Source organism: Streptomyces sp. NPDC006332 (genome assembly GCF_040612855.1).
In the GTDB taxonomy this organism is placed as follows: domain Bacteria; phylum Actinomycetota; class Actinomycetes; order Streptomycetales; family Streptomycetaceae; genus Streptomyces.
Genome location: NZ_JBEXRA010000085.1, coordinates 1 through 23,801 on the forward strand (window position 1 = coordinate 1; position 23,801 = coordinate 23,801).

General features: G+C 71.5%; 19 protein-coding genes and 2 pseudogenes. 4 read left to right on the forward strand and 17 right to left on the reverse strand.

Annotation, left to right across the window (positions count from 1 at the left end; all coding sequences use genetic code 11):
- Positions 1 to 172 precede the first annotated feature (172 nt).
- On the reverse strand, positions 173 to 832 hold the full coding sequence (gene ribA, locus ABZ027_RS40490) for a GTP cyclohydrolase II (RefSeq protein ID WP_356777613.1): 660 nt from the start codon (positions 830 to 832) through the stop codon (positions 173 to 175).
- A gap of 38 nt (positions 833 to 870) precedes the next feature.
- On the opposite strand from ribA, the gene ABZ027_RS40495 reads away from it, so the two are divergent.
- Positions 871 to 1,659, forward strand: a complete 789-nt coding sequence (locus ABZ027_RS40495) for a creatininase family protein (protein ID WP_356777615.1) — start codon at positions 871 to 873, stop codon at positions 1,657 to 1,659.
- A 116-nt stretch (positions 1,660 to 1,775) separates the two neighbouring features.
- Here the strand turns inward: ABZ027_RS40495 and ABZ027_RS40500 are convergent.
- From ABZ027_RS40500 to ABZ027_RS40520, 5 genes and pseudogenes are all read right to left on the reverse strand, one after another.
- A pseudogene (locus tag ABZ027_RS40500) lies at positions 1,776 to 3,068 on the reverse strand (lysylphosphatidylglycerol synthase transmembrane domain-containing protein); the annotation flags it as partial.
- Complete coding sequence (locus tag ABZ027_RS40505; RefSeq protein WP_356777617.1) at positions 3,065 to 4,072, reverse strand: class I SAM-dependent methyltransferase; 1,008 nt, start codon at positions 4,070 to 4,072, stop codon at positions 3,065 to 3,067. The pseudogene ABZ027_RS40500 and the gene ABZ027_RS40505, both read right to left, overlap by 4 nt.
- Entirely contained in the window at positions 4,069 to 5,253 is a 1,185-nt protein-coding gene (locus tag ABZ027_RS40510) for a glycosyltransferase family 4 protein (protein ID WP_356777619.1), read from the reverse strand. Before ABZ027_RS40510 ends, ABZ027_RS40505 begins: the two co-directional genes overlap by 4 nt.
- Positions 5,250 to 5,648 carry a 6-carboxytetrahydropterin synthase gene (locus ABZ027_RS40515; protein ID WP_356777621.1) on the reverse strand — a complete coding sequence of 133 codons (399 nt, stop codon included), beginning with the start codon at positions 5,646 to 5,648 and terminating at the stop codon, positions 5,250 to 5,252. The genes ABZ027_RS40510 and ABZ027_RS40515 overlap by 4 nt, the downstream gene beginning before the upstream one ends.
- A gap of 212 nt (positions 5,649 to 5,860) precedes the next feature.
- Positions 5,861 to 6,835 carry a zinc-binding alcohol dehydrogenase gene (locus tag ABZ027_RS40520; RefSeq protein ID WP_356777623.1) on the reverse strand — a complete coding sequence of 325 codons (975 nt, stop codon included), beginning with the start codon at positions 6,833 to 6,835 and terminating at the stop codon, positions 5,861 to 5,863.
- 108 nt (positions 6,836 to 6,943) lie between these two features.
- On the opposite strand from ABZ027_RS40520, the gene ABZ027_RS40525 reads away from it, so the two are divergent.
- Positions 6,944 to 7,729, forward strand: coding sequence for a CDP-alcohol phosphatidyltransferase family protein (locus ABZ027_RS40525; protein ID WP_356777649.1), 786 nt, complete (start codon positions 6,944 to 6,946; stop codon positions 7,727 to 7,729).
- A 43-nt stretch (positions 7,730 to 7,772) separates the two neighbouring features.
- On the opposite strand, the gene ABZ027_RS40530 is transcribed toward ABZ027_RS40525, so the two are convergent.
- The 5 genes from ABZ027_RS40530 to ABZ027_RS40550 are packed head-to-tail and all read right to left on the reverse strand — an operon-like array spanning position 7,773 to position 13,300.
- Positions 7,773 to 8,219, reverse strand: a complete 447-nt coding sequence (locus ABZ027_RS40530) for a GNAT family N-acetyltransferase (RefSeq protein WP_356777625.1) — start codon at positions 8,217 to 8,219, stop codon at positions 7,773 to 7,775.
- A 9-nt stretch (positions 8,220 to 8,228) separates the two neighbouring features.
- Positions 8,229 to 9,476 (reverse strand): MFS transporter, encoded by a 1,248-nt coding sequence (locus tag ABZ027_RS40535; protein ID WP_356777627.1) that lies wholly within the window; start codon positions 9,474 to 9,476, stop codon positions 8,229 to 8,231.
- Positions 9,473 to 11,269, reverse strand: coding sequence for an ABC transporter permease subunit (locus tag ABZ027_RS40540; protein ID WP_356777629.1), 1,797 nt, complete (start codon positions 11,267 to 11,269; stop codon positions 9,473 to 9,475). The genes ABZ027_RS40535 and ABZ027_RS40540 overlap by 4 nt, the downstream gene beginning before the upstream one ends.
- 4 nt (positions 11,270 to 11,273) lie before the next feature.
- Entirely contained in the window at positions 11,274 to 12,770 is a 1,497-nt protein-coding gene (locus ABZ027_RS40545; protein WP_356777631.1) for an ABC transporter substrate-binding protein, read from the reverse strand.
- Complete coding sequence (locus ABZ027_RS40550) at positions 12,767 to 13,300, reverse strand: GNAT family N-acetyltransferase (protein WP_356777633.1); 534 nt, start codon at positions 13,298 to 13,300, stop codon at positions 12,767 to 12,769. Before ABZ027_RS40550 ends, ABZ027_RS40545 begins: the two co-directional genes overlap by 4 nt.
- A gap of 153 nt (positions 13,301 to 13,453) precedes the next feature.
- On the opposite strand from ABZ027_RS40550, the gene ABZ027_RS40555 reads away from it, so the two are divergent.
- On the forward strand, positions 13,454 to 14,413 hold the full coding sequence (locus tag ABZ027_RS40555; RefSeq protein ID WP_356777635.1) for an ATP-binding protein: 960 nt from the start codon (positions 13,454 to 13,456) through the stop codon (positions 14,411 to 14,413).
- Between the two features lie 65 nt (positions 14,414 to 14,478).
- Positions 14,479 to 14,871 carry an SCO5389 family protein gene (locus ABZ027_RS40560; RefSeq protein WP_356777637.1) on the forward strand — a complete coding sequence of 131 codons (393 nt, stop codon included), beginning with the start codon at positions 14,479 to 14,481 and terminating at the stop codon, positions 14,869 to 14,871.
- A gap of 322 nt (positions 14,872 to 15,193) precedes the next feature.
- On the opposite strand, the gene ABZ027_RS40565 is transcribed toward ABZ027_RS40560, so the two are convergent.
- The 6 genes and pseudogenes from ABZ027_RS40565 to ABZ027_RS40590 form a co-directional block, all read right to left on the reverse strand.
- Positions 15,194 to 17,323: a DUF262 domain-containing protein gene (locus ABZ027_RS40565; protein ID WP_356777639.1), complete on the reverse strand. Its 2,130-nt coding sequence runs from the start codon at positions 17,321 to 17,323 to the stop codon at positions 15,194 to 15,196.
- 135 nt (positions 17,324 to 17,458) lie between these two features.
- Positions 17,459 to 19,507 (reverse strand): elongation factor G, encoded by a 2,049-nt coding sequence (fusA, locus tag ABZ027_RS40570; protein ID WP_356777641.1) that lies wholly within the window; start codon positions 19,505 to 19,507, stop codon positions 17,459 to 17,461.
- A gap of 486 nt (positions 19,508 to 19,993) precedes the next feature.
- The gene (locus ABZ027_RS40575; RefSeq protein ID WP_356777643.1) at positions 19,994 to 22,369 is read right to left on the reverse strand and encodes an FtsX-like permease family protein; all 2,376 of its coding nucleotides are present in this window, start codon (positions 22,367 to 22,369) and stop codon (positions 19,994 to 19,996) included.
- Positions 22,366 to 23,058 (reverse strand): ABC transporter ATP-binding protein, encoded by a 693-nt coding sequence (locus ABZ027_RS40580; protein WP_356777645.1) that lies wholly within the window; start codon positions 23,056 to 23,058, stop codon positions 22,366 to 22,368. The genes ABZ027_RS40575 and ABZ027_RS40580 overlap by 4 nt, the downstream gene beginning before the upstream one ends.
- Positions 23,055 to 23,579, reverse strand: a complete 525-nt coding sequence (locus tag ABZ027_RS40585; protein WP_356777647.1) for a PadR family transcriptional regulator — start codon at positions 23,577 to 23,579, stop codon at positions 23,055 to 23,057. Before ABZ027_RS40585 ends, ABZ027_RS40580 begins: the two co-directional genes overlap by 4 nt.
- A 122-nt stretch (positions 23,580 to 23,701) precedes the next feature.
- Positions 23,702 to 23,801 (reverse strand): annotated as a pseudogene (locus tag ABZ027_RS40590) (IS481 family transposase); the annotation flags it as partial.

Sequence of the window (23,801 nt, forward strand, 5' to 3'; positions counted from 1 at the left end):
GGTGATCACCGCATCGGTGACTCGCTCGCTCAGGTACGACTCGGCGTCCCGCTTCAGCTTCTGCAGGATGTGGGAGACCGACGTGCGTCGGGGCACGGTCGGGGCGGCGCCCACCGCGGGCGCGGCGGTCGGCGCCGGAGTGGCACCGGCCGACCGCCGCGGGGCCCCGGGTTCAGGAGGAACTGACGACCGCGTCCAGATGGGGCAGGTGGTGGTCCATACGCTCCCGCTTGGTACGGAGGTAGGTGATGTTGTTCTCGCACGGCGGTATCAGCAGCGGCACCGTCTCGGCGACCTGGATGCCGTGCCGCTGCAGCGCCTCGCGCTTGCGCGGGTTGTTGGACATCAGGCGGACCGAGTTCACGCCCAGGTCGTGCAGGATCTCCGCGGCGACGCCGTAGTCGCGGGCGTCCACCGGCAGGCCGAGCGCCAGGTTCGCCTCCACGGTGTCCAGACCCTCCGCCTGCAGCGCCATCGCCCGCAGCTTGGCGAGCAGGCCGATGCCCCGGCCCTCGTGCCCCCTGAGGTAGACGACGATGCCGCGGCCTTCCGCGGCGACCGCGCGCAGCGCGGAGGCCAACTGGTCGCCGCACTCGCAGTGCTGGGAGCCGAACGCGTCACCGGTCAGGCATTCGGAATGCAGTCGCGTCAGGACGTCGTCCGTGCCGACCTCGCCGTAGACCAGGGCCACCTGCTCCTCGCCACGATCGTGATCGAGATAGCCGACCGCCTGGAATTTCCCGTAGACGGTGGGCAGCGGGGCATTCACGACGCGTTCCACACCCGTGCGCTGCGGCGACTTCTTGCCGAGCACGCCAATTTTTTCTGTCATGATCTGGTTCCTAAGCAGAGACGAAAGGCCGTGAAGTGATGAGTGGTTCGGGCATACGGTCGGCGGCGTACGGCCTGGTGCCGGCGGACACTACGGAAGATGTACGGACGCGAGGCGCGGGCGTCTCAACCCAGGTGGCGATACTTCCGGTCGGGAGCTTCGAACAGCACGGGGCGTACCTTCCGTTGGCGACCGACACGCTCGTGGCCTGCGCCATAGCCCGGGAGATCGCCGCCACGTATCCGGTGCACCTCCTTCCGCCGGTGACCATCGCCTGCTCGCACGAGCACGCGGCCTGGCCGGGAACCGTCAGCATCTCCTCGGTGACCCTTCACGCGGTGGTACGGGACATCGCGGCGTCGCTGCGCCGCTCGGGCGTCGAGGCCCTGGTAGTGGTCAACGGGCACGGCGGGAACTACGTCCTGGGCAATGTCGTCCAGGAGTCCTCCGCACGGGGTGAGCGGATGGCGCTCTTCCCGGCCCCGGAGGACTGGGAGGCGGCCAGGGAGCGGGCCGGGGTGGCGACCTCGCTGCTCACCGACATGCACGCCGGGGAGATCGAGACCTCCATCCTGCTGCACGCCCATCCCGAAATGGTCCGACCCGGTTACGAGTCCGCCGATTTCGTCGCGGACGACCGCCGTCATCTGCTCACCGTCGGAATGTCCGCCTATACCGATTCGGGCGTCATTGGCCGTCCTTCCCTGGGATCCGCGGAAAAGGGGAAGGAACTGCTGGCGGGCTTCGCCGATTCCTTCGGGGCGTATTTCTCGCTGCTCACGTCCACGGACGGCGCCCCGAGGTCCGCGGATTCCGAGTCCGCGTAGTCGGCGGCGTCCGCGCCCCGCAGGCCGGTGTACCACCGGGCGACCAGGACGAGGGCGCCCGGCAGGGCCGCCACGAAGCTGAGCACCCCGTACACCACCGCGACCGCCAGCCCGCTGCTCGCGCCGAGGCCCGCCGCGCCGAACGCCCAGGCGGTGACGCCCTCGCGGGGGCCGAAGCCGCCGACGTTCAGTGGCAGCCCCATCGCGAGCAGGGCGAGGACCGCGAGGGGCAGCAGTACCGCGACGGAGGCGCCGGAGCCGGCGACGCGGGCGGCGACCATGAACATCGCGAGGTGGCCGGCGAGGACCACGGCCGAGGACAGCGCGACGCCGGGCCAGTTACGGCGGGACAGCAGTCCTTCGCGGGCCTCGGCGAGGCCGGCCCGCAGGGCGCGTCCGCGACGGGAGGGGGCGCGGTTCATGCGCAGGGCCAGGACGACCGCGAGGGCGCCGAGCGCGGCGAGGCCGATCAGCGGGGCGAGGTGCCGGGCATCGGCCAGCACGGGAGAGGGCACGGTCAGCAGCACGGCGGCGCCCACGACGGCCAGGACGACCTGTCCGGCGGCGCGTTCCAGGACGACGGCGCGGACTCCGCGGCCGAGGTCACCGGTGCTCTGTCCGTGCCTGACCGCCCGGTGGACGTCCCCGAGGACACCGCCGGGCAGGGCGGCGTTCAGGAACAGCGCGCGGTAGTAGTCGGCCACGGCCGGTTTCAGCGGCAGCCTGATCCCCAGGCCGCGGGCCACCAGGGCCCAGCGCCAGGCGCTGAAGACGGTGGTGAGCAGCCCGATACCGACGGCCACCAGCAGGGTCGGCGCGTCGATGCGCCGCAGACCGTCCAGAAAGACGCCGGTGCCCATGCGCCACAGGAGGACGGCGAGGATGACGACACCGACGACGGTGCCGAAGTGGGTACGCACGGCCCGGGAGTTGACACGGTCCACAACGCCGCCCAGGACGGACCGCCACCGGGGCGCGCCCGAGGCACCCGCCTCGGGCGCCTCGGTACACGCCGCGACCGACTCACCGCAAGCAGCGGGCGCGGTCCCCTCGGCGCGGGCCGCGACCACCTCACCCCGCGCCGCCGGAACCTCCGCCCGGCCCGCGAGCAGTTCGTCGCGGGCGGCGAGGGCCTCCGTGCGGGCCGTGAGGATCTTGGCGCGGGCGGCGAGGTCCTCGGGGGAGGGCACGCCGACCCCGGTGGGGAGCGCGAAGACCTCGACCGGGCCCTCGTACCGCTGAGTCCGCTGCCCCTGCCGTTCGGTGCCTGACCCGCCCTCAGTGATGTGCTCGCCCGAGGAGATGTCTGCCTCCCGCGGTTCGGCGGCCTCCTGACACGGCACGGCGCGCGACGCGCGCGGCCCGACAGTGGGCCGGGCCGCCCCCACGCCCACCGTCTCCACCTTCATGACTCCCCGCCGCCGGTCGTCGGCCGGGACAGTGCCAGCAGGTCGCTGTGGTGCACGACGACCCGCAACTCCCCCGCCTCGCAGGCCGCGAGGCGCTCACGCAGATACCGTTCCGCACGCTGTGCCAGCTCGGGCCGTTCCTCGACGGCCGCGCCGACCCAGCCGCGCAGCCACTGCGCGGTCAGCGCCGACTCGGAGGGGCCGAGCCGCCAGGGGCTCGGGTGCAGCCGTACCGTGGCGCCGCGCTCGGAGAACGCCTCGCACGCCGCGTTGATCGCGTCCGGCCCGAGCAGGCCGTCGCGGCGCTGGTGGGCGTTGAACGCCTCGGTGATCTCCGCGTCCATCGGGTCGGAGGGGGTGAGGTCGACCCGGCCGGCCACCGACAGGGTCAGCAGGGCCGGGCAGCCGGCGCCGGTGCAGGCGGCGGCGAGGGCGTCGAGCTCCTCGCGGGTGAGGACGTCGAGCAGGGCGGAGGCCGTCACCAGGGACGCTCCGGCGAGGACGTCCGTGGTCAGCCGGGCGACGTCACCGCGCCGTGTCTCCACGGTGACCCGGCTGCCGTCGGCGGCGGACCGCGGGGAGGCGACGGCGGCGAAGTGCAGGAGGTAGGGGTCACGGTCGTGCAGGATCCAGTGCTGGGCACCGTCCAGGCGGGGGGCCAGCCAGCGGCCCATCGATCCCGTGCCGCAGCCCAGGTCGTGGATGACCAGACCGGCCTTCCCGGGCAGGTTCGCGAGCCGGATCCGCAGCGGGTCGAGCAGGTCGTGCGACCGCCCGGCGGCGTCGGCCCCCTCCCGCAGCTCCAGCCACTCGGGGGCGTAACGCGGCGGGTCGTCGGGGCCGGCGTCCCGCAGCCGCACGGTGGGCCGCTCACCGGGACCGAGGGTGGGGCCCGCCCCGGCGATCACGGTGTCCGTGACCGCTCCGGTACCGCCGACCGCCTCACGGGGGCCGGGCTGGGTCGGGATCTTCCCCGCCTGCTTGGTCATCGCCGTCTCCGTCATGCCGCCCTCCTGGGTTCGTTCGGCAGTCGGCCCAGAACTCCGGCCAGGCTGCGAGCCGTGGTCGCCCAGCCGCCCAGCGCGGCCCGTCGGCCCCGGGCAGCGGCCTTCAGGCGACGTCGTACGTCCGCCTCGCCGAACCAGCCGCGCAGTTCGGCGGCGAGGGCGGCGGGGTCCTCCGGCGGGACGAGGATGCCGGGCACTCCTCCGTCGGGCGCCCGCCCGACGGCCTCCGCGAGCCCGCCGACGTCCGTCGCCAGCACCGGGATACCGCGGGCGAGCGCCTCGGTCACCGCCATGCCGTAGGTCTCGGCGTAGGAGGCGAGGACCATGAGGTCGGCGGCGGCGTAGCTGGCGTCGAGTGCGGCGCCGGTCTGGGGGCCCGCGAGGTGCAGGCGGTCCTGGAGGCCGTGCTCGCTGATCAGCGCCCGCAGCCCGGCGACGTACTCCGGGTCGTGCCCGAGCCCGCCGACGAAGACGCAGCTCCACGGCAGTTCGGTCACTGTGGCCAGCGCCTCCACCAGCCGGTGCTGTCCCTTGCGCGGGGTCACCGAGGCCACGCACAGCAGCCGGGAGACGCCGTCGGTGCCGGAGGCGAGGGGGGCGATGTCGGCGCCGGGGGCGGCGACATGGACCCGCTCGGGGGCGAGGCCATGGTGCGAGACGAGTCTGCGTACGGCCCAGTCGCTGGTGGCGATGACGGCCGGGACGGCCCGTAGCACCGTGCGTTCCCGTGCGTCGAGGTCCGCGGCCACCGCCGGGTCCAGTCCCGTCTCGTCACCGAGCGGGAGATGCACCAGGACGGCCAGGCGCAGTCGTTCCGCCTCGGGGACGACGATCTCGGGCACCCCGCAGGCGACCAGCCCGTCCAGCAGTACGACCGTGCCGTCCGGCAGCTCCCGCAGCACCCGGGCGAGTTCCGCACGGGCGGCCCCTGAGGGGCTCGGCCAGCTGCCGTCCACGGCGTGCTGGTGGACCTGCCAGCCGAAGCCGGGCAGATCCAGGCTGACCCGCCGGTCGTAGGCGTTGCCGCCGCTGGGGGCGGCCGGGTCGTCCACGCCGCCCGGCAGGACGAAGTGCACGGAGCGCAGCGACATGGGGATGATGTCCGCGTTCTTGAGTACGGAGTTCTGCACCGGCACGTAGCCGAGCGTGGTGGTCCGCTCCATGGTGGTGTCGGTCACAGCGCACGCTCATAACTCGCCCAGGCGACATGCGACTCGTGCAGCGTGACGGTGAGTCCCGCCAGGCCCTTGGCGCCCTCGCCGAGCGCACCCTTGTGGACGCGTTCGGCGAGCCGGTCGGCGATTACCTTCGCCAGGTACTCCGTGGACGTGTTGACTCCGGCGAAATCGGGCTCGTTGTCGAGGTTGCGGTAGTTCAGCTCGCTGACTACGGCCCCGAGTTCCTGCGTGGCCAGTCCGATGTCGACGACGATGTTGTCGTCGTCCAGCTGCTCGCGCCGGAACGTGGCGTCCACCAGGAACGTCGCTCCGTGGAGGCGCTGCGCGGGTCCGAAGACCTCGCCGCGGAAGCTGTGGGCGATCATGATGTGATCGCGGACGGTGATGCTGAACAACGGACGACCCTCCAGGTGCGGCGCGTCTGGTCCCCCAAGCTGGTTCCCTGCCGGGGGATGCCGGGTAATACGGCTCCTCACCCCCCGTTGTTCAGCCCCCTCTCACTCTTTTCTCAGGTCAGGCGACCCTCTCGTACGGGATTGGACCTGTGTGTCACGTGTGCCGGACGGGGACCAGTGCCGCGGCAGGCAACGTTTGCCCCGCCGCGGCACTAGTCGTAACGGACCCGGTGGCAGAGGGCGGGGATCTCGCCGGAGGTCAGCCGGGGCAGCACGTCCGGCAGTTGCTCGAATTCGCATTCGCCGGTGACGAGGGCGTCCAGGGCCGGGTCGGCGAGCAGGTCGAGCGCGAGGGCGAGCCGGTCGGCGTAACTGCGGCTGGAGCGGCGGGCCGGCGAGACGGAGCCGACCTGGCTGCTGCGGATGACCAGGCGCCTGGAATGGAAGGCCTCGCCGAGCGGGAGGCTGACCTGCCGGTCGCCGTACCAGCTCAGTTCGAGGACGGTGCCTTCGGGCCTCAGCAGTTCGAGAGCGCGGGTCAGGCCCTGTTCGGTGGCGCTGGCGTGGACGACGAGGTCGCACTCGCCGAGCGCGTCGCCGGGGGTCGCGAAGTCGACGCCGAGCGCCTGGGCGGTCTTCGCCCGGGCGGGGTCGGCGTCCACCAACTGGACCCGGGTCCCGGGGAAACGGGCCAGCAGGGCGGCCACCGAGCTGCCGATCATGCCGCCGCCGACGACCGCGATCCGGTCGCCGACCAAGGGAGCCGCGTCCCACAGGGCGTTCACGGCCGTCTCGACGGTCCCGGCGAGGACAGCCCGTGCGGCGGGCACGTCCTCCGGTACGACCGTCACCGCGTCCACCGGGACGACGTACCGCGTCTGGTGCGGGTGGAGGCAGAAGACGGTCCGGCCGACCAGGGCCTCGGGCCCCTCCTCCACCAGTCCGACGCTGAGGTACCCGTACTTCACCGGTGCCGGGAAGTCACCTTCCTGGAACGGTGCCCGCATGGCCGCGTACTGGCTCTGAGGCACCCCACCCCGGAACACCAGGGTCTCGGTGCCCCGGCTGACCCCGGAGTACACAGAGCGGACGACCACGTCGCCCGCGCCGGGGTCCGGCAGGGTCAGGTCACGTATCTCGCCGTGGCCCGGTGAGCTGAGCCAGAAAGCACGCGCGGTGCGCTTCATCGGCATCCTCCTGAACGATCGGGAAGCGGTTCACGTACCGAGGTGTGCACAGGTCGCGCACAGTACGCGTCCTTGATCGACTCTGTCACCTGGCCGGAGGAATGTGCGGTGGCCCTGAACAACACTTACGAAGCAAGGCTGGTCCAGCAGGAGACCGCGGTGGGCGCGGGCCTGCAGATCCTTTTGCTGGCCCTGCTCGGTACGGCGATCGGCATGGGGCCGGCGGGCTGGCTTACCGGCCTCGCCTTCGCCGTCGCCACCTGGGCCGTGCTCTCCCGGGCCCTGCACCGCTCCCAGCCGCGTTCCTTCGGCCCGGCGAACCGGGTGACCCTCGGCCGGGCGACGCTGGTCGGCGGTGTCACGGCGCTGGTCGCGGACTCCTTCGAGAGCTCACCGCCGGTCACGCTGTTCGTCGGTCTGACGGCGGTGGCGCTGATACTCGACGGGGTGGACGGCAAGGTCGCCCGCCGCACCGGCACCTCGACCCCGCTGGGCGCGCGTTTCGACATGGAGGTCGACGCGTTCCTGATCCTGGTGCTCAGCGTCTACCTCTCGATGTCCCTGGGCCCCTGGGTCCTCCTGATAGGCACCATGCGCTACGCGTTCGTCGCCGCGGCCCGTGCCCTTCCCTGGCTCAACGCGCCCCTTCCCCCGAGCATGGCCCGCAAGACGGTGGCCGCGCTGCAGGGCGTCCTCCTTCTCCTGGCCGCCTCCGACCTCCTGCCGTACCCGGCGAACTTCGGCGTCGTCGCGGTCGCGCTGGCCCTGCTGGTGTGGTCGTTCGGCCGGGACATCCTGTGGCTGTGGCGGACCTACCGGTCCCAGGAGGCCGCGGTGGCGCAGTTGGAGCTGGAGTTGGTGTCGAAGCCGGAGCCGGAGCCGGTGGCGTCCTGACCCGACGCTCGTACCACGGGTACCGGATCTTGCTCCTGGACCGTCAGCCCCGCAGCGGCACCCGGTACACGGTGGATTCCCGGGGCCTGAATCCCAGCCGCTCGTACAGCCGGTTCGCCGCGGCCCGGTCGGGTCGCGAGGTGAGGTCGACGGTGCGTGCCCCCGCCTCCCGGGCCAGCCGCAGGGCCTCCAGGGTGAGCAGCCCGGCGACTCCGTGGCCGCGTGCCGCGTGGTCGACGACCACGTCCTCCACCCGGGCCCGCAGCCCGCTCGGCACGGGGAACATCACCAGCGTCAGGGTGCCGACGATCGTGTCGGCGGTGCGGGCGACCAGCACGGTGTTCGCGTCGCACGTCAGGATGGTGTCGACCGCCGCGAGGTCGAGCGGGGTCGCGGCCGAGGACAGCTGCGGCAGCATCCGGCCGAAGGCGTCGACGAGTTCCTGATCCGCCTCCCGGGCGATTTCCACCCGGATGTCCTGGTTGTCCATGCTTGGAGCCTATCGGCCGGACCCGTCCGTCCGCTGCCCCGGCAGCACCACGATCGCCGCGGCCGGCACGGCCGCCAGCACCAGCCACGGCACGGCACCCGGCAGCCCGCTGTCCAGCAAGGTGCCGGTCGCCGCGCTGCCGACCAGGACGATCAGACCGGAGAGTGAGGACAGCGCCCCGGTGTACAGGCCGAGGCGGCCCTCCTCGGCGAGGTCGGGAACCCAGGCGCGGGCGACGGGGGCGACCAGCATCTGGCCGAGGGTGAGCAGGACGACGAAGCCCGCCGCGGGCAGCAGCCCCGCGGTGCCGGTCCACCCGGCGGGCCGGGCGACGGCCACCACGACGAACCCGGCCGCGACCAGCAGCAGACCGCTCACCATGGACCGGCGGAGCGTCAGCCGGCCTTCCGCCCAGCGGGTGAGGGGCAGTTGGGCGGTCACCACGAGCAGCGACGACAGGGCGAACAGCCAGGCCAGCGGCGCCTGCGAACCCGTCGCGCGCTCCACCTCGGCGGGCAGGGCGAGGTAGAGCTGGTTGTAGGCGAGCAGATAGGCGCCGTATCCGCAGCACAGCGCCAGAAAGCGCCGGTTGCGCAGCAGCAGTCCCATGCCGCCCCGGACCTCGACGCGGGTCCGCCCGGCGATCCGCTGGGGCAGCAGCCAGGCGTGTCCGCCGAGGACCAGCACGAAGATCCCGGCTCCGGCCAGGCACACGGTGCGGAAATCCACCGACAGCAACAGTGCGCCGAGCAGCGGGCCGACGAACGCCCCGGCCTGTCCGGCGACGGTGAACAGCGCCAGGACCCTGGTACGGGGACCGCCGCCGGTCTCCTCCCACACCACCGCCTGCCGGGCGACCTCGGACTCCACGGCCGGTGAGAACAGCGCGGCGGCGAACCCGATCAGCAGAACCGCGCCGATGACCGTCCAGGTCCGTTCGGCGAAGCCGAGCCAGGCGAACCCGGTGATCCTGAGCGCGCACCCGGCGAGGACCACCGGCCGGATGCCGTACCGGTCCGCGAGCGCCCCGCCCACCACGAACAGCCCCTGCTGGCTGAAGGTCCGCAGCCCGAGCACCAGCCCGACCAGCCAGCCCGCCATGCCCACGGCCTGTCCCAGGTGTTCGGACAGGAACGGCAGCACGGCGAAGAAGCCGATGTTGAAGGCGAGTTGGGTGAGGATCAGCAGCCGCAGCAGGGGCGAGAGGCGAGTGCGTCCTGTGGACCCGTTGACCGGAACGACCGGTGTCGACGTCATCGCGCCGCCACCAACTCCCTCGCGTCTGACGGCTGTTCGGTGGTGGTCGGGGGTGGTGTGCGGGCTCCCGCTCGTCGGCGTGGCACCCGAACTCCGCCCGCCGCGCTCACCGCGAACGCCCCGAGCAGGGCGAGGACGGCGGCGGGTGCGAGGACCGCCCAGGGGGCGCGTTCGGCGTAGGGCTGGTTCTCGGCGAGGAGCAGACCCCATTCCGGGGAGGGTGGTTGGGCGCCGAGGCCGAGGAAGGCGAGCGAGGCCAGGGCCAGCGCGATGCCGGGCAGACGGATCAGGGCGTGGCGGGTGACGGGCGGGACGACGGCGGGCAGCAGTGCGTGGCGCAGGAGGTGCCCGCGGCCCGCTCCGAGACCCCGGGTGGCGGTCACGTGGAGGGCGGCGCGTTCCTGACGCAGCAGCGCGGAGGCGTGCGCCGCGAGGGGTGCCCAGGCGACGGCGCCCACGGCGAGCGCGGGGGTGGCGGAGCCGCTGCCGACGACGGCGGTGACCAGCAGCGCCAGGAGGACGGGCGGTACCGCGTTGACGGTGTCGACGAGGGGACCGGACAGCTTGGGCAGCAGCCCGAGCAGGACACCGGCGAGCAGGGTGGCGGCGCCGATCACCAGGGTGAGCAGCAGGGTGTCGAGGGCGCCGTGCGCGACTCGGGCGAGCATGTCCCGGCCGAGTGCGTCGGTGCCGAACGGGTGGGCCCTGGAGGGGGGCCGGAGGCGTTCGCCGATGTCGAGGGTGAGCGGGTCGCGGGGCAGACCGAGTGCGATGACGGCGAGGAGGAGCACCCCGTGGACGTACGGCAGGACCCGGCGGGCCGGTGGCGCGGGTGGGTGCAGTGAGGGCAGCGCGCCGTCGCGCAGCGCCGGGCCCGCGACGATCCGGGTGGCGAGGGCGGCCAGCCCGGCCGTCACCGCGGCCAGCACGATCATGACCAGCGTGCCGGCTTGGAGGACGGGCAGGTCCTGGGCGAGGGCGGCCTGGAGGGTGGTGCGTCCGAGGCCGGGGATGTCGAAGATCTGCTCCACCGCGACCGCCCCGCCGGTCAGGCCGACCACGAACAGGCCGAGGTTCGGCAGCAGGGCGGGCAGGCAGCGGCGTACCGCCTGACGGGCGACGCGCCGACCGGGCAGTCCGCGTGCGGTGGCGGCCAGCGCCCAGGGTTCGCCGAGGGCGCCGGGCAGCAGGTCGTCGAGGAGCCGTCCGATGACGGCGCCGGCGGGCAGGCCGAGGGCGAGGGCGGGCAGCACCGTCCACTGGGGGCCGTACCAGCCGAGGGCGGGCAGCCAGCCCAGTTGGACGCCGACGACGGTGGCGAGGAGGGACGCGGTGAGGAACTCGGGCAGCGCGGCGAGGACCGCCGAGCCGCTGCCTCCCGCACTGCGCCCGTCCAGGCGCCGGTGCGCGCCGAGCCACAGAGTGCGGGCGCAGGTCAGCGCGGCGGTGACGGCGGCGACCGCGAGGGCCACCGCCATCAGCAGCAGGGACACCCCGAGGGCCTGGAGGACGGCGGGTGTGACCTCGTCGCCGGACAGCCACGACCGGCCGGCGTCCCCGTGCCACAGCCCGCCGAGCCACTGCCCGAGCAGGGAGAACGGCCCCTGGTCCAGGCCGAGTTGGGTACGGATGTCGGCCAGCACCTCGGGGGTCGGGTCACGGTCGGCCGAGCGTGCCTTGAGGACGGTGAGCGCGGGGTCGGTCCGGGTCAGCCAGGGCAGCAGGCCGATGCCGCACACCAGGGCGGCCGCGAGCACCGCCCGCCACACGGGCGTGACCAGGTGGCGTCGCATGGGATCAGCGCCGCGTTCCGGTGCCGAGGAGGGTGCGCTCGTACGGGTCGAGGAGGGCGCCGCTGACCGAGGTGTTGACGCCGGTGATGACGCGTTGGTGGACCAGCGGGACCACGGCGTCGGTGCCCAGGATCCGGGCCTCGGCGGCCATGGCCGCGTCCTGCCGTTCGGCGGTGTCGGCGATGCCCTCGGCCTTCGCCACGGCCCGGTCGGCGTCCCGGTCGCAGAGCTGGGCGATGTTGTAGTCGCCGTCGCAGGTGTAGTCGCCGGCCAGGACGGCGAGCGGGTCGCCGGTGTCGACGAGGGAGTTGCGGGCGAGGACGACGGCGTCGAACTTCCCGTCCAGGGCGTCGCTCTCCAGCCGCGAGTACTCGCGCACCTTGAGCGTGACCCGGAACCCGGCCTTCTCCAGTTGTTGCTTCAACACCTGTGCGACCTCGGGGAGTTCGGGCCGGTTGTCGTAGGTGGCGAGGGTGATCCGGGCACCGTCCGGGTTCGCGGCCTTCGCCCTCCCGACCGGCTGGCGACGCTTGCCCTCGGCCCAGGTGACGGCGGGTCCGTAGATGCCGGCGCCTGGGTCGGCGTGTCCCTCGTAGACGCCCTCGGCGAGCGCGGAGGTGTCGACGGCCCGGCGGGCGGCGGCGCGCACCTCCGGATCCTTGAAGGGGCCCGACTTCGCGTTGAGCAGCAGGCTGGTGGTGCGGGTGGTGGCCGTCTCCTTGCGGGTGGCCTTGTCGAGGGTGGCGGCCTGCGCGACCGGGATCGCCTCGGCGAGGTCGATCTCGCCGGTGCGCAGGGCGCTCGCGCGGGCGGCGCCGTCGGCGATGAAGCGGACGTCGACGCCGGAGGCCTGGGCGCGGCCACCCCAGTAGTCGTCGTGACGGTCGAGGGTGGCGGACGTGGATCCGCTCACCTTCGTCAGTTCGAAGGGTCCGGTGGCGGTGCCCACCGGGTCGGCGCGGTCCTTGCCGTCGTAGGCCTTCGAGGAGAGGACGGCGAGGCTCGGGCTGGACAGGCGCAGGGGCAGTACGGGGTCGGGGGCGCCGGTGGTGATCCGCACACCGGTGGCGCCGTCGGCCTTGGCGGCGAGGGTGACGCCGGACAAGGCGGCGGGCGCGGGCTGGGCGTCGGTGGCGTGGGTGAGGGCGGCGGCGACCGCGGCCGGGGTGACGTCGGAGCCGTCCTGGAAGGTGGCCTCGCGCAGGGTGAACCGCCAGGTGCGGTCGTTCTCCTGGCGCCAGGAGGCGGCGAGCGCCGGGGTGGCGGCGCCGTTGGCGTCCAGCGCGGTCAGGCCCTCGGTGACGCCGAGGCGACTGAGGATGGTGGCGTCGGCCCCGTACGGCGAGAGGTTCTCGGCGGGCGGGAACGCGAGCGCGACCCGCAGCCGGGCGCCGTCCTCGGTGCCGCCCGAGGAGTCGCCGCCGGAGGAGGCGAAGCAGGCGGTGAGGAGCGGGGCGAGCAGCAGGGAAGCGAATATGTGGCGGCGGCGCACGCCGGTCACCGTCCTATCGGGATCTCGAAGTGGACGACCCCGTTGCCGCGGGAGTCGTCGCGCTCGTCGTGCACGGCCTTCGCGAGTGACCGCCAGAAGGGTTCGGCGCCGGGCACCGCCGGGTCGGTGTGCAGATAGACGGCGCGGTAGCCGCCGTCCGCGGCGGCGAAGGCGAGCAGTTCGTCGACCAGGCGCCGGGCGAGTCCGCGCCGGCGGTGCTCGGGACGGACGTACACGCGGCGAAGCTGCGCGGTCGCGCCGGAGGGATACCGCTCGGCGATGTGGCGCGGGTTCGGCGGGTGGGCCGGCCCACGGGAGTCGAGGGCCGCGGTGGCCACGACGGTCTGCTCGTCCGGGTCGAGGGCGACGAGGAGGGTGTGGCGGGCCGGGGCGAGGTAGGCGGCGGCCGGATCGATGATGTCGGCGTGCCAGCGGGGCACGTAGCCGGTACCGAAGTCGCGGTAGACGGTGTCGAGCATCACGGCTCGCGCACCGTCGAGGTCGTCCGGGCTCGCCGCCCTGATGCTGTAACTGTGCACTTGCCAAGCATATGCATTAAGGCCTCGGGGTGATCACGGGGTGGGTGACGGACGGCATGACGGACGGGCAACTCCCAGGTGACTTGACACCCGTTGCCCGGCACCTCTACAACCTACCGACATGACATCCATTTTCAAAAAGATGGAGCGGTAGTGCGGATCGCGTTCGTCGGCAAGGGCGGCAGCGGCAAGACCACCTTGTCCGCGCTCTTCTCCCGGCACCTGGCGCGCACCGGCGCACCGGTCCTCGCCATCGACGGGGACATCAACCAGCACCTGGCCGAGGCGCTCGGTCACAACGACGGTCCTTTGGACGCCCCGCCCCTGGGCGCCCACCTGGACCGGATCAAGGACTACCTGCGGGGCACCAACCCGCGCATCACCTCCCGCGAGGCGATGATCAAGACCACCCCGCCCGGACGCGGATCACGTCTGCTGAGGTTGCTCGGCGACGACGAGTTGCACACGCGGCACGTCCGGCGCGTGGGCGAGGTGCCGCTGATGGTGACGGGCGAGTTCGACGAGAGCGACCTGGGGGTGGCCTGCTACCACTCCAAGCTCGGCGGGGTCGAGCTCTACCTCAGCCACCTGGTGGACGGCCCCGGCGAGTACGTCGTCGTCGACATGACGGCGGGCGCCGACGCCTTCGCCTCCGGCCTGTTCACCCGCTTCGACCTGACCTTCCTGGTCGCGGAGCCGACCCGCAAGGGCGTCTCCGTCTACCGCCAGTACCGGGAGCACGCCCAGGAGTTCGGCATCCGGATCGCCGCTGTCGGCAACAAGGTCACGGGCGAGGACGACCTGCTCTTCCTCAAGGAACAGCTCGGCGACGACCTCCTCACCCACCTCGTCGACTCGCCCTGGGTCCGCTCGGCCGAACAGGGCCGGACCGAGGCGGGCCCGGAATCCCTGGAGCCACTCAACCGGCACGCCCTGAACATCCTCCGGGAGACCGTGGACTCCCACCCCCGGAACTGGGCGGCCCTGCACGCCCACGCCGTCGAGTTCCACCTGCGCAACGCGCGGGCCTGGGCGAACGGGACGACGGGCCTCGACCTGGCCGCGCAGGTGGACCCGGACTTCGTACCGGGCCCCGCGGCGCTCGTCGTCTGACCTCCTGCCCGACCTTCAGCTGCCTCTTGCCTCACCTCACGACAGCAGAACAGGACCCTCCAGCCATGTCGCTCGACGTCTCCCCCCAACTCCTCGCCGAAGCCAAGCACGGTGACATCCGCGAGGAGGACTTCGTGGACACCGTCCGCACCTCCCTCCCCTACGCCTACGACCTGATCGCCTCCCTCGCCACCGAACTTCGTGACGGCAAAGCCGAGTTCACCGACAACCAGACCCCGCCCCCGTCCGAGCGGGAACGCGGCCAACTGCTGCGCGCCCTGGCCAGCGACGCGATCCGCAGCAGCCTGGAACGCCACTTCGGCATCGCCCTCGCCTTCCAGAACTGCCACCGGGTGGCGGCGTTCCGAACGGAGTCACGAGAGGGCGAGTTGTATGGGCGGTTCACGTCCATGCGGTCGCAGGTGCTCAACCAGTCGCCGGAGTTCAGGGACTGCTGAGCGGCGGGGCCCCGTGCCCAGGGGGGCACGGCACCGCTTTCGCGGACTCGTCGGCATGGGTTGCCCGGCAGTGACGCTCAGCGCCTCACGCCGGGCGCCACGCAGGTTCGTCGTCGGCCCTGCCGAGCCCGCTACTGGTGAAGGCCGGGGTGTGACTTCGTCGGCTCGGTCTGACGGCGGCGTGTCCGCGGCGTCGCCCACCGCCCCCTGACTGTCTGTCGCCCGAACCGGAGGTTCACCGGCCACCGCCGACGAGGTCCGACCAGAGCAGTCCCGCCTTGGGGGTTGGCACCAAGGCGGCGATGTTGAGGTAGCAGGATCGCTACCGGATACTCTGCAGAAGCTTCCCTGTAGCTGTCACGGTCCAGAAGGACCACCCGTTGCGATTCGGATTGACGTGCGGATTGAGAGCATGCACGAGGGCGACCGCAGCTCCGCTGGGAGTTCCGTACACACCCCGGCCGGGGCCGGAGGGAATCCTCACGGTGCGGGAGGAAGGGTCGTAGTAGGCGTCGGCACGCCGGCCTTCATAGATCGCGTAGATCTGGACGCCCCGCTCCGTGCGGAGTCCCTGCAGTTGCGCTCCGACAAGCGTGGGTGCGGCCGGATCCTCTGCGATCACCGCTTCGTCTGCAGGCAGTTCGTCGGTTTCCGGGTGGGCGGCCTGCCCGGCGTACGAGGGAAGCCCCAACAGCTCGTTGAGGACATCAGCCAGCAGACACCTGCGTCCGGCCAGGAAGTCGGGGAACCGGTCCAGGGACCGTAGCTCGGGATCCTCGGGAATCCACTGTTCAGCCAGGCGCTCCCGCGCGATCCCCGCCATGTACTCGGCGGGGATCTTCGAGGAGATCATCTTGTTCGTCTGGCCGGTGACGAAGGCCAGATTGGCGAGGCTGTTCCACTCCTCCTTCGCATACGCCGTCTGAACCCGCGCCCGTGGGAACACGTGGTGAAACTCGATCTTGGCGCCACTGTGCATCGGCTGATCACTGATAGCGATATTGGTCGCCCAGTCCCGCGCCCGGCCGCGCAACGCGGCGATGTAGAGGAGCCGGAAGAAGGGATGTGTGGAGTACTTCTGCTCAAGGTCCCTGGCCTGGAGAGGACTGTCCACGGACCGGGTGCCGGAGGCGCGGCGGATGAGTTCGGCGAACAGGCCCTCTCCTTCACGCGCCCTGATCAGCCTGGCCTCCGCGTCCAGCTTGCCCTCGACCTGGAGCGAGTAGTGGCTGAAGCCCATCGCTGTGTACACCCAGCGACGCAGCAACTGGGCTTCGCCGGGGCGCAGCTTGCCGTCCCGGTGGTGCAGCAGCAGCGCAGGCACGATGGTGACATTCGGCGACGAGAGGATCTCGGAACGGGGGATCGAGCACTCGCCACGCAGGAAGTCGACGGCGAAGCGCAGCGCTCGCTCGGTGGCCTGCCACGCCTCCTTCAGCGCGGCTTCGCCCACGTCCGCTCCGATGAGCTTGATGTGATGGGCGCCGGCCCCCGCCAGGAGGCTCATGAGGCGCAGCACGGCCTCCCTGTTCAGAGCGAAGTTGCTGTCCTCCAATTCCTGGTGGAAAGCATCCATGGTGTCCAGGCCCTCGGCCCAGCGAGCCGCGATGGCGCTGTACACGAGGTCGCCCTTGGACAGCCGCCGACCGCCCTTGTTGAGCCGGGCGAAGAGTTCGGCCACTTCCTCGTAGTCGTCGGACTCGTAGGTGATGACGGCGATCTGGTGATGCCGGATGCTGTTCACCTTCTGCAGCCGCTGTGTCCAGGTGTCGAAGTCAGGATCGTCGAAAGGGACTCCTGCCTTGTTCAGGACCTGATAGAACTGCGTGTTCTCCTGCAACAGGGTCGACACCGGGAACAGAAGCGGATCCTTGCGTTGGATCGCGCTCGGATTCACGAATTCCTCGGTGCGCACGTCGAACCGCAGATCGATGAGACGTCCGTCCGCCTTGGATTCAGGTTGATAGACCCAGGCAAGGGACGTCAGCCGCTGCTGGCCGTCCAGCAGATAGAGGGGCTGGTGCGCCGACTTGGCGGCCTGGACGACGGAGGCGGTCTTGAACGGGACCGTCAGATTGGTCTTCCACAGCAGGAGAGCGCCGACCGGGTAGCCCCGGTAGAGGGAGTCGAAGAGGTCCCGTACGTCGGGCCTCATCCAGACGAAGTCCCGTTGGATCGAGGGGATGACGACCCTGCCGTTCAGCAGATCCTCCACCTGAGAAATGATCTTCTCGTTCGCCAGCCCCATGCCGCCCCCAACCTGCGAGTACTCTGCCGGACACACGATATCCACCACCGAGTACCCGTCAGGACCGTGTCTGAGAATGGGAAGCCGCATTCCCCATCGAGTTTGTGGGCCGCCCTGGCGGAAGCGAGCCGCTGCCTCGCGTTGACGCCGGGTTTGGGATCGCCCCGCGCTCACCCCTTCTGTTTCAAACCGCTCCCGGTCCACCCTGGACTGCCGCAGACCTCAGAGACGGCGGTACCGACTTCGGGGACGCCGACGGTGCCGTCCAGGGCGGCCTCGTTTCGGTGAGACCCCCGGTTGGCGGCCCCACCCGCGCACGGGTGAGGCCGCCCGGCGCCGTCAACGCGTCGGCGTCACGACCGGTGCCGGGGCGTAGCCGGTGGGGCGGGTCGTGAAGGTGCCGCGGCCCTGGGTGCGGCTGCGCAACCGGGTCGCGTAGCCGAAGAGTTCGGCCAGCGGCACGGTGGCGGTGACCACCGCCGCGCCCGCCCGCGTGACGGAACCGGAGACGCGGCCACGGCGTGCGGCCAGGTCGCCGAGGACGGTGCCGACAGCTTCTTCGGGGACGGTGACCGTGACCTCGACGACCGGTTCCAGCAGGGCCATCGCCGAGGCGCGCAGTGCTTCCCTCAGGGCGGAGCGTCCCGCGGTACGGAACGCCATGTCCGAGGAGTCCTTCACATGGGTCGCCCCGTCGGTGAGGGTGACCCGCAGCCCGGTCACCGGGTGCCCGCCGAGCGGGCCCTCGGCGAGGGCGTCCCGGCAGCCGGCCTCGACGGCGCGGACGTACTCCTGCGGCACCCGGCCGCCGACGACCGTCGAGCGGAACTCGAAGCCCATGATCTCCTCCAGCGGCTCCACATCGATGGCGACCTGCGCGAACTGCCCGGCGCCACCGTCCTGTTTGACGTGCCGGTGAACCAGACCGGACACCCCGCGGGCGACCGTCTCCCGGTAGGACACGCCCGGACGGCCCAGGGCGACCGCCAGCCCGTGGTCGCGCCGCACCTTCTCCACCGCGATCTCCAGATGCAGTTCACCCATGCCGGACAGCACCGTCTGCCCGGTCTCCGCGTCGGTGCGGACTACCAGCGACGGGTCCTCCTCGACCAGCCGTGCCAGCGCCGACGCCAGCCGGTCCGTGTCGGCGGGCCCGCGGGCCTCGACCGCCACGGAGACGACCGGATCGGCCACGGTCGGCGGTTCCAGGACGAGCGGAGCGTCCGGCGCGCACAGGGTCGAGCCGGCCCGGGCCGACTTCAGCCCGACCACGGCGACGATGTCGCCGACGAGCGCCCGGTCCACCTGGGCATGCCGGTCCGCCCGCACTCGCAGGATGCGCCCGATCCGCTCGGTCCGCCCCGCACCCGCGTCCAGCACCGTGTCCCCCTTTCCGATCGTTCCCGAGTACACCCGCAGATAGGTCAGCCGTCCCGTCGCGGTGGCGTGCACCTTGAACGCCAGTGCGGCGAAGGGCGCGTGCGGATCCGCCGCCCGCTCCTGCCGCGTTCCGTCGAGCGTGCCGCGTACGGCGGGCACGTCGAGCGGCGACGGCAGATACGCCACGACGGCGTCGAGCAGCGGTTCGATCCCCCGGTTGCGGTAGGCCGAGCCGCACAGTACGACCACCCCGTCCCCGCTGCGGGTGAGGTCCCGCAGGGCGACGGTGAGACTCTCGGCCGAGAGCGTCTCCCGGTCGCAGAACTCCTCCAACGCGGCCGGGTGACGTTCGGCCACGGCCTCCTCCAGGAGCCGACGCCGCCGTAGCGCCTCCTCGTGCAGGGCGTCCGGCACCGGCCCCTCGGTCGCCGTGTCACCGTCTTCGCCCCAGGTCAGTGCCCGCATCCGGAGCAGGTCGACGACACCGGTGAACCCGTCCTCCGATCCGATGGGCAGCTGCACGACGAGCGGTGCCGGGTGCAGCCGCTCCCGGATCGAGGCGACGGCCGTGTCGAGGTCGGCGCCCGCCCGGTCCAGCTTGTTGACGAACGCGATCCTCGGTACGCCGTAGCGGTCGGCCTGTCGCCACACCGATTCGCTCTGCGGCTCGACGCCCGCGACGGCGTCGAACACCGCGACCGCGCCGTCCAGGACCCGCAGCGAACGCTCCACCTCGTCGGCGAAGTCGACGTGGCCCGGGGTGTCGATCAGGTTGATCCGGTGACCGTCCCACGCGCAGCTCACGGCCGCGGCGAAGATCGTGATGCCCCGATCGCGCTCCTGCGGGTCGAAGTCGGTGACGGTCGTGCCGTCGTGGACCTCGCCGCGCCGGTGAGTGGTGCCGGTGGCGTACAGGATCCGCTCGGTCACGGTGGTCTTGCCGGCGTCGACGTGGGCGAGGATGCCGAGGTTGCGGACGGTGGTGAGGGCGTTGAGGTTGGTGCGCACGGCCCAGGGCCTTTCGGACGAGATGTGTCAGGGCGGCGCGATTCCCGGCGGACATGACGGCACGTCAACAGGCGTGGTTCCGCGGCTGGGCAGCTCTGCGGTTCCGCGAGGACTTTGACGGCGCGCTGATCAGAGGGTCGGCACGGGCATCCGGTACCGGCCGCGCAGCGGGCACCGGACGGACAAAGACACGAGGATCACCTCGTGCAGCGACCGGGGGACGACGACAGCGGTGCGGTACAACACGTCCGGTCTCCCTCTGCGGTCTGCCTCGTCTGCGCACCTGGGCCCGGTGCGCCGGGCGGTGCGTGATCCGTGATGAGTGTAGGGCTGGTAACACGATGACGAGCGGGATTTTTTGAGGCCTCGCCGGCAGATCAGGATGCCGACCGGGCCCGCCCGCGCCCTTCCCGCGTGCGCCCTTCCCGCATGCAGGAGTGGGCTCCTCCTGGTAGGAGGAGCCCACTTCATGGGATGTGTCAGTGGTTATTCCGTACGCAGGCCCGCCGGGCGCATCATGCGCAGGAGCGGCGGCAGGCTGAGCAGCGTGACCACGCCGACCACGGCCGCGCCCACACCGGTCATGGTGAGCACGCTCGCCCAGTCCATGGTCACCGGTGTACGGGTCATCTTCAGCAGTACGACGCCGAGGGTGACGCCCACCGCCGTGGCCAGTGCGAGACCGAGTCCGACCGGGAGGGCTGTCTGCCACAGGACGGACAGGCTGAGTGTGCGGCGCCGGGTGCCGAAGGCGACCAGCGCGGAGAGCAACTTCTTGCGTTCGCGCAGCTGTTCCAGCTGGGAGACCAGCAGGCTCGCCCCGATCAGTGCCAGCACGAAGGCGGCGCCCACGAACAGACCCGTACGGATGGAGGCGTACATGGCGTTCTCCTGGGACGCCGACCAGGCGAAGGTCTGCGCCAGGGGGTCGACGCGGGTGGCGACGTTGCGTGCGTACTCCCGTGAGTCCGGCACCGACGGGTCCAGACGCAGGTAGACACCGCTCGAGAACACCGCCGGCGCGGCCTTGTGGGGCAGGGCGGAGGGGGTGACCAGCAGACTGGTGTAGTTCTGCAGCGAGTCCTTGCGCGCGTCCACCTCCCGAATGTTCGCCGGAACGATCCAGGGCACCTCGAGGCCGCGTTCGGGGCCGTCGTACGACGGGTCGATGTAGAGCTGCCGACCGGGCTTCACCAGGGCGATCTCGGTGGCGTTGCTGGGGTCGTCGTAGCCGCTCCGCGTTCGCGTGATGAACACGTCACCCTCCTTGCAGGAGGGCAGCGTGGCGAGTTCCCGCAGGGCGGCGCAGTCACCCACGGTCAGGCCGTTGCCGTTCTCCGGGTTGCGACGTGTGTCCCCGTACTGGGCCTGGGCCAGGGCCACCGAGGCCTGAACCCCCTTGGTGCCGGTGAATTCGCGCTCGACGCCGGACAGTTGCTTGGGGCCGCTGAAGTTGACCTCCATCTGGACCCGGCTGGGGTCCTGGCCGGTGTTCTCGGTGTACTTGCTCTGCGTACCCGTGAAGAGCATCTGCAGCGCGATGGCCCCGGCCACCGCCACGGCGATGCCGTTGACCATGCGGGCGGCGGTGCCGCTGCTCAACTGGAGCCGCCGCACAGCCAGTTGCCAGGACAGCGCGCCCTTGCCGAGCCGGACGACGACCGCCTCCACGACCCAGGGCAGCAGGGCGGTGATGCCGATCAGCAACATCAGGACGCCGCCGATGACGAGGTACTGGTTGAAGTCTCCGTTCTTGTGGCCCTGGCCGATCATCGGGTAGAGCATCGCGAGGCCGGCCACAGGGGGCAGCAGCCGCCACCACAGTCGGCGGCCGCGCTGCTTGGCCGCGCGCACCACACCGAGGGGTTCGACGACCACGCCACGCATCGCGAGCAGCGTGACCAGCACCGCGGCGACCGGCACCGCCACCACGACCAGCGCGGCAAGCGCGAGAGCGGGGTCGAGGTAGCTGGGCCAGACGCTCACGCCCAGTAACTCGCCGGTGCCCAGCTTCTGGCGGCCGAGCAGGAAGAAGCCGGTGCCCACGGCCAGGCCGAGCAGTGCTCCGGCCAGCGCCTCGCCCGCCGCGATCCGCCGGGTCATCCCCGCGTCGGAGCCGACCAGGCGCAGCGCGGCGAGGCGGCGGTCGCGGCGTTCGCCGCCGAAGCGGACGGCGGCGGCGATGAACACGGCGACCGGCGTCAGCAGCACCACGAACACGACCAACACCATGAGCAGCAGCACCGGGTCGGTCTTCTCCGGCTTCGTGTCCGGCTTGCCGAACGTGGTCAGCCGCGTCACCCGCGAGGAGTCCGTGAGCTTGATCCCGGAGGCGCCCGCGTAGTAGGCCAGTTCGTGCGAGCCGATCAGCCCGCTCTCACCGATCGTGCCGGTGATCTTGTACGGCAGGCGCTCCCGCAGCAGTTTCGCGTCGCCCGACTCCAACAGGTCCTCGAGCGCCGGGGAGACCACCATCTCGCCCTTGCCCGGGAAGCGGTCGACCCCAGGCGGCAGCGGCGCCCGCGCGCCCTCGGGTTCGACCAACCGGCCCAGGATGTCGTCGTCGTGCCAGGTGGTGTCGGTGTCGGCGATCAGGAGGGTGTCGTCGGCCTTGGGCGGGACCTTCTGGGAGTACATGTCGGCGTAGCGGGCGTCCTGCACCTCGCTGCGGGAGGCGAACACGTTGGGAATCGCGGTGCACAACAGGAGCAGGGTCACGCCGAGCCCGACACCGAACGCTGTCAGTGTCATGCGGACCCAGCTCTCGCGGCCGCCGGTGACGGCGAACCGGGCCCCCATGGCCAGGTCCGTGGCCCACGCTCGGCTCCGCTCTCGTGGGAGGTTCCCCTTGCGCGCACTCATATGGCGCGCTCCATGTCCCGGGACTTGCCGTCGCGTACGACGATCTCCCGGTCGGAGTGGGCGGCCACCCGTGCCTCGTGGGTGACGAGGACGACGGCGGCGTTGGTGGAGCGGGCCGCGTCGGTGAGCAGTTCCATCACCCGCTCACCGTTGTAGGAGTCGAGCGCGCCGGTCGGTTCGTCGGCGAACAGCACCCGGGGGCCGGTGACCAGCGCGCGTGCCACGGCGACGCGCTGGCCCTGGCCGCCGGAGACCTCGCCGGGCCGCTTGCCCTTCAGGTCGGCGACCTCCAGGCGTTCCATCCAGCCGAGCGCCGCCCGCTCGGCTTCCTTGCGGGAGGTGCCGTTCAGCCTGAGCGGCAGGGCGACGTTCTCCACGCAGGTCAGTTCCGGCACGAGCTGCCCGAACTGGAACACGAAGCCGAACTCGGAGCGGCGCAGCGCGCTGCGCCCGCCGTCGCTCATCGTCGTCACCTCACGCCCGTTGTAGGTGATCGACCCGGAGTCGGGCGGCAGGATGCCCGCGAGGCAGTGCAGCAGCGTCGACTTGCCGGAGCCGGAGGGGCCCATGATGGCGACGACTTCGCCGGGGTCGATGGTGAACTCGGCGCCGTCGAGGGCGTGGGTGTGCCCGTAGGTCTTGCGCAGGTCCTGCGCTGCGAGCAGGGAACCAGGGGGAGAAGTCGTCATCGGGCTACAGCCTCACGGAGTTTGTCGAGTCGGGCGGCGGTCAGTTCCAGCCAGCGCAGGTCCGCCTCCAGGTGGAAGAGGGCGTGGTCGCAGATCAGCTGGTCCGCCAGATCGCCCCTGCGCTTGCGGTCGGTCAGCATGCGCATGCAGCGCAGGTGCTCGGAGCGTTGGGTGTCCAGGATGTCGGAGGCGTCCCGGTGAGTGAGCAGCGCCAGGACGACCTTGGTGTAGAGGGCGGACTGGAGGTACTCCTCCGGCTTCTGCGGGGTGGCGAGCCACTGATCCACGTCGGTGATGCCGGCGTCGGTGATCGCGTAGCGCTTGCGCTCCGGGCCGTCGCCGGCCTCGATCCCGTCGACCTCGACGAGGCCGTTCTTCAGCAGCCGGGACATCGTCGAGTAGACCTGGCCGTAGTGCAGCGGCCGGTCGTGACCGAACGTCTCGTCGAAGGCCCGCTTCAGGTCGTAACCATGTCGCGGGCCGGACTCCAGGAGCCCTAAAAGGGTGTGACCAATGGACATGAGCTCACTATACACAGCGCGTATACGCCGTGCGTATACGTGGCGAGTGTACGTCGCGCGTATAACTCGAGCGTATAGCTGATCGCGGACATACGGCCGCACACATGAGGAAGGCTCGCGCTCTAGATGTATTGACCCGCAGGGTTGTTCACGCGGGTGATGGGTGGCTGGCCGCCGAGTGCGGTGTGGCAGCGGTGGTGGTTGTAGGTGTGCAGGAAGTCT

Excerpts from the sequence above, each read along its gene's own strand:
- ABZ027_RS40535 (WP_356777627.1), bottom strand. The coding sequence starts at position 9,476 with ATGACGTCGACACCGGTCGTTCCGGTCAACGGGTCCACAGGACGCACT.
- ABZ027_RS40575 (WP_356777643.1), bottom strand. The coding sequence starts at position 22,369 with ATGAGTGCGCGCAAGGGGAACCTCCCACGAGAGCGGAGCCGAGCGTGG.
- ABZ027_RS40580 (WP_356777645.1), bottom strand. The coding sequence starts at position 23,058 with ATGACGACTTCTCCCCCTGGTTCCCTGCTCGCAGCGCAGGACCTGCGC.
- ABZ027_RS40530 (WP_356777625.1), bottom strand. The coding sequence starts at position 8,219 with ATGGACAACCAGGACATCCGGGTGGAAATCGCCCGGGAGGCGGATCAG.
- ABZ027_RS40540 (WP_356777629.1), bottom strand. The coding sequence starts at position 11,269 with ATGCGACGCCACCTGGTCACGCCCGTGTGGCGGGCGGTGCTCGCGGCC.
- ABZ027_RS40495 (WP_356777615.1), top strand. The coding sequence starts at position 871 with ATGAGTGGTTCGGGCATACGGTCGGCGGCGTACGGCCTGGTGCCGGCG.
- ABZ027_RS40520 (WP_356777623.1), bottom strand. The coding sequence starts at position 6,835 with ATGAAGCGCACCGCGCGTGCTTTCTGGCTCAGCTCACCGGGCCACGGC.
- ribA (WP_356777613.1), bottom strand. The coding sequence starts at position 832 with ATGACAGAAAAAATTGGCGTGCTCGGCAAGAAGTCGCCGCAGCGCACG.
- ABZ027_RS40585 (WP_356777647.1), bottom strand. The coding sequence starts at position 23,579 with ATGTCCATTGGTCACACCCTTTTAGGGCTCCTGGAGTCCGGCCCGCGA.
- ABZ027_RS40505 (WP_356777617.1), bottom strand. The coding sequence starts at position 4,072 with ATGACGGAGACGGCGATGACCAAGCAGGCGGGGAAGATCCCGACCCAG.
- ABZ027_RS40560 (WP_356777637.1), top strand. The coding sequence starts at position 14,479 with ATGTCGCTCGACGTCTCCCCCCAACTCCTCGCCGAAGCCAAGCACGGT.